At 61.5% G+C, this 8,480-nt stretch carries 8 protein-coding genes; 4 read left to right on the forward strand and 4 right to left on the reverse strand.

The window, feature by feature from the left end; all coding sequences use genetic code 11:
- The coding region (locus NW841_RS02495) for a (2Fe-2S) ferredoxin domain-containing protein (RefSeq protein ID WP_414385205.1) at nt 1–384 on the forward strand (384 nt) is incomplete at its 5' end.
- Here the strand turns inward: NW841_RS02495 and NW841_RS02500 are convergent.
- Nucleotides 353–985 (reverse strand): lysophospholipid acyltransferase family protein, encoded by a 633-nt coding sequence (locus tag NW841_RS02500; protein ID WP_414334248.1) that lies wholly within the window; start codon nt 983–985, stop codon nt 353–355. The two genes, NW841_RS02495 and NW841_RS02500, sit on opposite strands and share 32 nt — an antisense overlap.
- A 133-nt stretch (nt 986–1,118) precedes the next feature.
- Complete coding sequence (locus NW841_RS02505; protein WP_414377149.1) at nt 1,119–1,892, reverse strand: Uma2 family endonuclease; 774 nt, start codon at nt 1,890–1,892, stop codon at nt 1,119–1,121.
- A 151-nt stretch (nt 1,893–2,043) separates the two neighbouring features.
- On the opposite strand from NW841_RS02505, the gene NW841_RS02510 reads away from it, so the two are divergent.
- From NW841_RS02510 to groL, 3 genes are all read left to right on the forward strand, one after another.
- Nucleotides 2,044–3,165 (forward strand): NAD(P)/FAD-dependent oxidoreductase, encoded by a 1,122-nt coding sequence (locus NW841_RS02510; RefSeq protein ID WP_414385207.1) that lies wholly within the window; start codon nt 2,044–2,046, stop codon nt 3,163–3,165.
- Nucleotides 3,166–3,242: 77 nt separating this feature from the next.
- Nucleotides 3,243–3,572, forward strand: coding sequence for a 30S ribosomal protein PSRP-3 (locus tag NW841_RS02515; RefSeq protein ID WP_414364441.1), 330 nt, complete (start codon nt 3,243–3,245; stop codon nt 3,570–3,572).
- A 210-nt stretch (nt 3,573–3,782) separates the two neighbouring features.
- A complete protein-coding gene (groL, locus tag NW841_RS02520) occupies nt 3,783–5,411 on the forward strand; it encodes a chaperonin GroEL (RefSeq protein WP_414364414.1) in 1,629 nt (542 codons plus the stop codon).
- A gap of 33 nt (nt 5,412–5,444) precedes the next feature.
- On the opposite strand, the gene lysS is transcribed toward groL, so the two are convergent.
- Entirely contained in the window at nt 5,445–6,992 is a 1,548-nt protein-coding gene (lysS, locus tag NW841_RS02525; protein ID WP_414371706.1) for a lysine--tRNA ligase, read from the reverse strand.
- Between the two features lie 47 nt (nt 6,993–7,039).
- A complete protein-coding gene (locus NW841_RS02530; protein ID WP_414385209.1) occupies nt 7,040–7,807 on the reverse strand; it encodes a Uma2 family endonuclease in 768 nt (255 codons plus the stop codon).
- Nucleotides 7,808–8,480: the final 673 nt, after the last annotated feature.

Below are 8,480 nucleotides of genomic sequence, written 5' to 3' on the forward strand. Positions count from 1 at the left end.
GAACCTCAGCCGGCTCCGCTTCCGTCTTACCATTGGCATCTCTTTCTCTGCGCCGACCAGACCAAGCCCAAGTGCTGCGAGAAAGCGGTGGGACTGGAAGCCTGGGAATACCTGAGGCTGCGGATTCAGCAGTTGAACCTAGAGCTGGCGGGCGTAGGCCCTCTGCGCGTCAACCGCACCAAGGCCAACTGCCTGCGGGCCTGCAACTATGGTGTTCCCGGGCCAGTGCTGTTGGTGTACCCCGGTGGGTTTTGGTACCACTCGGCCACGCCCCCGGTGATAGAGCGGGTGCTGCAAGAGCATATCCTGGGCGGGATCCCGGTGGCCGAGTATCTGGTAGCCCAAGATACCCTCAGCGCCCCTGATCCAAAAGAGCGTGGATAGCCTGCACGTACTCTGCCGTCGCCTGTTGCAAATCAGCCTTATCGCTGGAAGCAGGGGGGGGGATCACCTTGCCGATGCGCACCGTGATGGGGCAGAACAGCCGTGGCCAGCGGGATCCCTTGGGCAGCACCTTCTCGGTACCCCAGAGGGCCACGGGGAGCAGAGGTGTCTGGGTGCGCGCTGCCACCAAGGCAGCCCCCAGGTGAGGCTGGGGAATGCGGCCATCGGGGGTGCGGGTGCCGTTGAGAAAGATCCCCACCGCCCATCCCCGCGCCAGGGCTGCTTCCGTGGCTCGCAAGGCAGCGCGGTCAGAGCCGCCTCTCTTGACCGGGTAGGCCCCGTAGAGCCGGATCACCTGCTTCAGCGCTGGCACCCGAAACAGCTCTTCCTTGGCCATGAAGGCTACAGGGCGGCGCACTGCATTGGCCACCAGCGGCGGATCCAAGTGGCTGGCATGGTTGCTGACAATGATCAGGGATCCCTGGCGAGGCACGTTTTCCTGGCCATAGGTGCGGCCAAAATACAGTCCCCGAAACAGTGGATTGACCACTAGCCACTTGAGCAGCCAGTAGGCCAACCAATCCTGGCGGCGATAGCCCATCTGGACGATTTCCCAACTTGGGGGTAGCTCCCTCTTTGAGTGTAGGGGAAAGCGGGGGATCCCCAGCGACTTTGGAGATAGGTTTTCCTGAGACCTTCACTTAGGGTGGGATGCAGTGAGGGCCAGGAGTATGTCACCTCTCCAGATCAGGATCCTCGCCCAAAGCCCGCAACCTTTCCGCCAGACGCTCAGCCCGTTGGCGCTCCTGTTCGGCTCGTTGGCGTTCCAGCTCGGCCCGCTGGTGCTCCCGCTCGGCTCGTTGGCGTTCCAGCTCGGCCCGCTGGCGCTCCCGCTCGGCTCGTTGGTGCTCCAGCTCGGCCCGCTCATCTCCCGTCAACAGCAACTGCCCTTGGGCATCGCACCAGCGCAGCCAGCGGGCTTGTTTCCCCTCGAAAACTCCGTCCCACAGCCTCAGGCCCAGCTCCACCTGTTCCAGCCAGGTCTCGGTCATTTCCGCATAGTGGCGGCCTCGCAGCTCGAAAATGCGCAGCTCCTCTGGCCCCAGCTCGTGGTTGGGATCAAAAACCACGTAGTAGCTGACCCGCATCTGCTCGTAGCGACTGAGCTTGCCCCCTAGCTCGTCGCCTTCGCGGTTGGAGACAATCTCAATCACCACATCCGGCGGCTTGTCAAATTGCCAGAGCAGATAGCACCGGTTCTGCTTCTCCCACCATTGTTCCGGCACCGTGACATCCAGGCTGAGAAAAACATCCGGCACGATGGGAGGTCGGTTAGGGGTGGTGTAGATGCCCACATTGGCTGCTGCCAGGAAGGTTTTGTGGGGCAGAGAGCTGTAGAGTGCCCCCGTCAGGAGACGCTGCTGCTTTTCAGAGGCAAAGTTATCCACCGGGGTATCGTCCTCAGTGACCAGATCAGCGATGTCGGGCAGCAGCAGTTCAGTATCCATGGGCGAAGGCAGTCGGGGATGTCGACATCTTAGCCGTTTCCCCTACTTTTTGCCGCAGAGGACAAGGGCGGCAAAGCTGGCCGCTCTCCAGAAGGGATCCCGCCCGGAGAATGGGGTATCACGGCAAAAGGGATCTCTTTGAGGAAGAACCTTGAACTGTGACGTTTTGGTGATTGGCTGTGGCGTGGTGGGCTGTGCCATCGCCTACGAGCTGTCTTCCGCAGGGCTATCAGTGGTTGGGATCGACGCCAAGGATCCGGCCTCAGGCGCCACGGGCGCGTCACTGGGGGTGTTGATGGGGATCTGCAGCCGCCAGCCGGATGGGGAGGTGGTGCAGTTGCGCCTGAAAAGCCTGGAGCAGTTTGATCCCTTGATTGCCCGGCTGGAAGCGGACTTGGGTCGGAATTTGCCCGTCAATCGGCACGGCATCCTCAAGCTCCTTCGGGAGGAGGAAGTGGACGCTTGGCAAGCAACCCTGGCGGCTCGGCGGCAAGCAGGTTACCGCCTGGAGCTGCTTAGCCCCGGCGAAGTGGGATCCCTGCAGCCGGGCCTGCGCGGCGACCTGGCCGGGGCCATCTACTCGCCCCAAGATCGGCAGATCCAACCCCGCCTCCTCACGCAGGCGCTTGTGGAAGCAGCCCAGCGTAGAGGCTGCCGCTTTTTCTTTCACCAGCCGGTTCAGAAGATGCAGCGCAGCCCAGATCCTCCCTTTCGCCTGCAGGCAGTTTATACGCCGGCCTTTACCTTCTCGGCAGGCTATGTCGTTCTCGCTGCCGGCCTGGGCAGCTCCCCTTTGGCTGAGGAGCTGGGGTTGCAGATACCGCTGCAGGCTGTCAAGGGCCAGGCCCTGCGGATCAAAGCCGCTGGGATCCCTCTGGGGCCGGTCGTGAGCGCCGCGGATCTCCACCTGGTTCCCCTCGGCGATGGATCCCTGTGGGTGGGGGCAACCGTGGAGTTTCAGGCCACCCAGCCTGAGCCGACGCTGCTGGCCTTACAGGATCTGCTGGCCCACGCCATCCAGCTTTGCCCGGCCCTAGCCGAAGCCACCCTGCTGGAGCACTGGGCCGGCCATCGACCCCGACCGCTGGGGCAGCGTGCCCCCATCCTGGGGCCGGCTCCCGGCTATGTCAATCTTTTTGTTGCCACTGGCCACTACCGCAATGGGGTGTTGCTGGCCCCGATTAGCGCTGCCGTCCTGAGAGATTTGGTGCTGAAAGGGAAAACAGCCCTCTGCGATCTAAGCGCTTTTGCCCCAAGACCTAAACAGGGCTGAGCGGGCCTATCCCCTGAGGGATCCGGACTTATGTCAGAATAGAAGGCTGCCCGGCTCAGGCCGAGCCAGCGTGTGACCTGTCGAGTCCTGCAAAGGAGAAAAGAGCCTTGCCGAAACTTGCCCTAAAAGCTCTCTGGCTGGAAAACGATTTGGCCATTGCCGTGGATCAGGTGGTGGCCAAAAACCGCAGCCCCCTCACCCGCTACTTCTTCTGGCCGCGAGATGACGCCTGGGAACAGCTCAAAGCTGAGCTGGAGAGCAAAACTTGGATCAGCGAGGAAGATCGCATCACTCTGCTCAACCAAGCCACTGAACTGATCAACTACTGGCAAAACGGCGGACGCGAGCGCCCCATCAGCGAAGCCCAAGCCCAGTTTCCCGACATCCTCATCGGTGGCAACGCCTAACTCTCCCATCCCCGCTAAGGCCGCGACTCCAAACCCAACTCATCTTGCTGGGGATCCCGCTTTTGGGTTAGATTAGCACTCGAGGTTTCAGAGTGCTAACTCTGCACTCGGCCAAGCCGATGGATCGCTGGGGCTCTTCTGGGATCCCACTCCGCCTAGCAGCACTCAGCGCTAAGTAGCCCAGTTGAAATTACGAGGATCGCGGATTCTATGGCCAAGCAGATTCTGTTTAAAGAAGAGGCCCGCAAGGCATTGGAGCAGGGCATCAATCAACTGGCGGATGCAATCAAGGTTACGGTTGGCCCCAAAGGGCGCAACGTTGTTCTGGAGAAGAAGTTTGGCGCTCCCCAGATCGTCAACGACGGGGTCACCATTGCCAAAGAAATTGAGTTGGCGGATCCTTTGGAGAACACCGGTGCCCAGTTGATGCGAGAAGTGGCCACCAAGACCAACGACGTGGCCGGAGACGGCACCACCACAGCCACCATTTTGGCCCAGAGCATGGTGCGGGAAGGGCTGAAGAATATTTCGGCAGGATCCAACCCCGTAGCCTTGCGGCGCGGCATCGAGAAGACCACCGCCTACCTGGTGAAGCAAATTGCCGCCCATGCCAAGCCTGTGGAAGGCCGCAAGACCATCGCCGAGGTGGCTACCATCTCTGCCGGCAACGACCCGGAAGTGGGGGAGATGATTGCCAAAGCCATGGATGCCGTGGGGCGAGATGGGGTGATCACGGTCGAAGAGTCCAAGTCGCTGGAAACCCAATTGGAAGTTGTCGAAGGGATGCAGTTCGACCGCGGCTACATTTCCCCTTATTTCGTGACTGATACGGAGCGGATGGTGGCCGAATACGAAAATGCCTATCTGCTCATCACCAGCAACAAGCTCTCCAGCCTACAAGATCTGGTGCCTGTTCTGGAGCGAGTGGCACGAGAGGGGCGGCCGCTGCTGGTCATTGCGGAAGATGTCGAAGGAGAGGCGCTGGCCACCTTGGTGGTGAACCGCCTGCGGGGGGTGTTGAACGCGGTGGCGGTGAAGGCGCCGGCTTTTGGGGATCGACGCAAGGCCATGTTGGAGGACATTGCCATCCTCACTGGTGGGCAGCTCATCTCCGAAGATATTGGCATCAAACTGGAAAATGTCACCCTAGACATGATGGGGGTGGCCCGCAAGATTACCGTTACCAAAGACAAGACCACCATTGTCACCGATGGCAGCACCAAAGCGGCGGTGGAGAAGCGGGTGGCCCAACTCCGCAAGCAACTGGAGACCACCGATTCCGAGTACGACCGCGAGAAGCTGCAGGAGCGGATCGCCAAGCTGGCCGGTGGGGTGGCGGTGATCAAGGTGGGGGCTGCCACCGAAACGGAGCTCAAGGATCGCAAGCTGCGCATTGAAGATGCCCTCAATGCCACGCGGGCGGCAGTGGAGGAAGGGATTGTCCCCGGTGGCGGGGCAACGCTGCTGCATCTTTCCAAAGGGATCCCGGCCTTTAAGGCCACCTTGAACGCAGAAGAGCAGGTGGGGGCGGACATCGTCTGCCGGGCTTTACAGGCGCCGCTCTATCAGATTGCCCACAATGCTGGCCTGGAGGGGTCTGTGGTGGTGGAAAAGGTTCTGGAGAAGGAGATGCCCTTTGGCTTCGACGCCCTGACCGGAACCTATGTCGATATGTTTGCCCAGGGGATCGTGGATCCGGCCAAGGTGGTGCGCTCGGCGCTGCAAAACGCGGCTTCCATCGCCGCCATGTACCTCACCACTGAAGCCATTGTGGTGGAAAAGCCCGAACCTAAGACGAAAACAGGAACAGGTCGCTCCGGCGGTGCGGGGATGATGTAACTTCCCTGAACCGTGCCCTTGTAGCATAGGCCCCTATCCAGGGGCTTTTTCCTGTTCAGGGCTTTCTCCCGTCTCCGGTCGCAGCAGCGGGAAGGCGATGACATCACGGATGCTAGGGGCGTCGCACAGCAGCATCGCCAGACGGTCGATGCCGATGCCCAGGCCGCCGGTGGGAGGAAGGCCGTACTCCAGGGCGGTGAGGAAGTCCTCGTCGAGAAAGTGGGCCTCTTCGTCTCCGGCTGCCTTCAGGGCCGCCTGGGCCTCCAGCCGCTGCCGTTGGTCTACCGGGTCGGTCAGCTCCGAGTAGGCGTTGGCCGTCTCTCGCCCGACGATAAACAGCTCAAAGCGCTCCGCCAACCCCGGCTTGCTGCGGTGGGGCTTGGTGAGCGGACATACCTCCAGGGGATAGTCCAGAACAAAAGTCGGCTGGCGCAGACGGCTTTCGCAGCAGTGCTCGAAGGCTTTGACCAGCAGCTTGCCAGGGGAGTCCTGGGGGGAGAGATCGGGGATCCCCTGCTCGGCCAGGGCGGGCAAGAGCTCGGCGGTGGATCCCTTTTCCACGTCGATGAAGATGCCGGTGGCCTCTTCCACCAACTCCTGTATCGTCACCCGCCGCCAGGGTGGGGTGAGGTCGATGGCTTCCCCTTGGTAAGTAATTTGCAGGGATCCCCGTACCGCCAGGGCGGCGTTGCAGACCAGGGTTTCGGTCAGCTCCATCATGGTGTGGTAGTCGGCAAAGGCTTGATAGGCCTCTAGCGAGGTGAACTCCGGGTTGTGGCGGGTGGAGATACCTTCGTTGCGAAAGACCCGCCCAATTTCGTACACCCGCTCGATCCCGCCCACCACCAGCCGCTTCAGGTGTAGCTCGGTGGCGATGCGCAAGTAGAGATCCAGATCCAGGGCGTTGTGGTGGGTGATGAAAGGCCGCGCCTCCGCCCCGCCGGGGATCACCTGCAACACCGGCGTCTCGATCTCCACAAAGCCCTGCTCCTCCAGGGTCTGCCGCAGGGAGCGGACGATCTTGGCCCGGTCGAGCAAGGTTTGCTTCACCTCGGGGTTGACGATGAGATCGACGTAGCGCTGGCGGTAGCGTTTCTCCACATCCCGTAGGCCGTGCCACTTGTCGGGCAGGGGCAGCAGCGCCTTGGTCAGCACCTGGTACTCATCCACCCGCACCGACAACTCGCCTTTTTCGGTGCGCTTGAGACAGCCCTTGGCCCCCAGCCAGTCGCCCACGTCGAGGAGCTTGTCCAGGTTCTTGAAAGCCAGCTCTCCCATGTGCTCCGTCAGCCGTTGCTTTTCTAGGTAGAGCTGGATGGTGCCGGAGCGATCCTGAAGGGTAAAAAAGGCCAGTTTGCCCATGACCCGCCGCGCCCGGATCCGTCCGGCCACGGCCACCTGCACATCCTCCCGCTCGGCGCCGGGCTCGAGATCGGCAAATTGGGCCTGCAACTCGGCGGCCAGGTGGGTAACCGGGAAAGAATAGGCATAGGGCAGGATCCCTTGCTCCTGCAGGTGGCGGGCTTTCTCGAGACGGGCGGCCCGTTGGGCGGCTTCACTGCTGCTGGGGAGAGTGGACATAGGAGTAAAGGGAATAGAGGATTTCAGGAACGGACGGGATCCTTTTTTTACTCTTCCGGCGGCGCGATCCCGTGGGAACGCAGCAGCTCCAAAAGTCTTTCGGCCCGTTGGCGTTCTCTTTCGGCCCGCTGCTGCTCTAGGGCGGCCTTTTCGTCGCCGGTGGGCAAAACTTGGCCCTCTCGGTCACACCAGCGCAGCCATTCCGTGTTGACGCCCTCGAAGGATCCCTGCCAGAGGGTCAAGCCCAGGCCAATCTCCTCCAGCCAAGTGGAATCGAAGGGAACCAGCTCTCCCCCCCGCCGCTGAAAAAGAACCAGCGGGGATCCCTGTAACTCCCGCAGTTGCCGCAAAGGATCGTACACCCCGTAGTAGGCCACCCCAGCGCGGGCATAGTCCCTGAGTTTGCGACCCAGCTCTTCCCCCTCGCGGTTGGAGACAATCTCAATGACCACGTCGGGGGGCTTGCCCATCTCCCAGACGAAGTAGGTGCGATCTTCCTTGCGCTCGAAGCTGGCGGGGGGAGCCACCTCCAGGCTGAGCATGACATCGGGCACCAGCGGCGGCAGCTTGAGGGCGTAGAACAGGCCGACGTTGGCCGTGGCCAAGAAGGGGATCGGCTCGCCGCTGTCTTTGGCCCTGGGCTGGAAGGAAGCGTAGAGGGCGCTGGTGAGCAGGCGCTGCAGCTTCTCTGAGTAGATGCTATCCACAGGCTGGTCGTCCTCGATTGCCAGGTCGCTGACATCCGGTGGCGGCGGCGGTGGAAACTCCGCTGCTGGTGTCGAGGGCTTGAGGGGGCTAGAAGGTGCAGAAACCATGATGCCGGGATCCCTTGCAGGGTTGCTAGGGGCTGCTCGGTTGTTTGTCGATCAGCCGATATGAAACCATCTCGAGGGTAGCAAAGGCTGCTGGGAAAAGGGTGACCAGAGAGCTTCTCCAATCCCACGCCAGAGACAGAAGCCCAACCCTGGGCTTGCCTCCTTGAGCAGAGCAAGAGACAAAAAATCCTGCCAGACCTCCTCAGCTTTGGCCGGATCCCTTTTGGAGAGCAGCTAGCGCTCTGCTTGGGCGTTCAAGCGGGAGACGATCAGGTACACCACGAAGATAAACAGGGCCACCAACGCCATAGGTCGATCCTTGGTCAGTATCTTTCGCCAGTGTCTGTAGGATAGGGTGCCCACCCGAGCAGGGATCGAGTCGCTGTCCTTGCATTAAACTTTACTATATAACGCTATAGATATGAAGACATTTGCCCGCAGATTGGTTCTCGGCGGAAGATCGACTGCCGAGCTGGGCCAGTTGGGGATCCCCTCTCACTGGGTAGGCTCGGAGCTGGGCAGAGCCACCAGCAGGGCCTCCAGCAGCCGCTGCACCCGGCTTAGGCGCAGGCCAGCGTCGGCCAAAACAGGGCTGTTGGGGATGATGGCGTGGCGGAACCCCAGCTTGGCGGCTTCCTTGAGGCGCTGCTCCAACTGCGGCACCGGGCGCACC

Source organism: Synechococcus sp. H60.3 (assembly GCF_047462295.1).
Classification (GTDB): Bacteria; Cyanobacteriota; Cyanobacteriia; order Thermostichales; family Thermostichaceae; genus Thermostichus.

Coding starts and splice junctions, on each gene's coding strand:
- lysS (WP_414371706.1), bottom strand. CDS start 6,992: ATGTCCACTCTCCCCAGCAGCAGTGAAGCCGCCCAACGGGCCGCCCGT.
- NW841_RS02505 (WP_414377149.1), bottom strand. CDS start 1,892: ATGGATACTGAACTGCTGCTGCCCGACATCGCTGATCTGGTCACTGAG.
- groL (WP_414364414.1), top strand. CDS start 3,783: ATGGCCAAGCAGATTCTGTTTAAAGAAGAGGCCCGCAAGGCATTGGAG.
- NW841_RS02530 (WP_414385209.1), bottom strand. CDS start 7,807: ATGGTTTCTGCACCTTCTAGCCCCCTCAAGCCCTCGACACCAGCAGCG.
- NW841_RS02500 (WP_414334248.1), bottom strand. CDS start 985: ATGGGCTATCGCCGCCAGGATTGGTTGGCCTACTGGCTGCTCAAGTGG.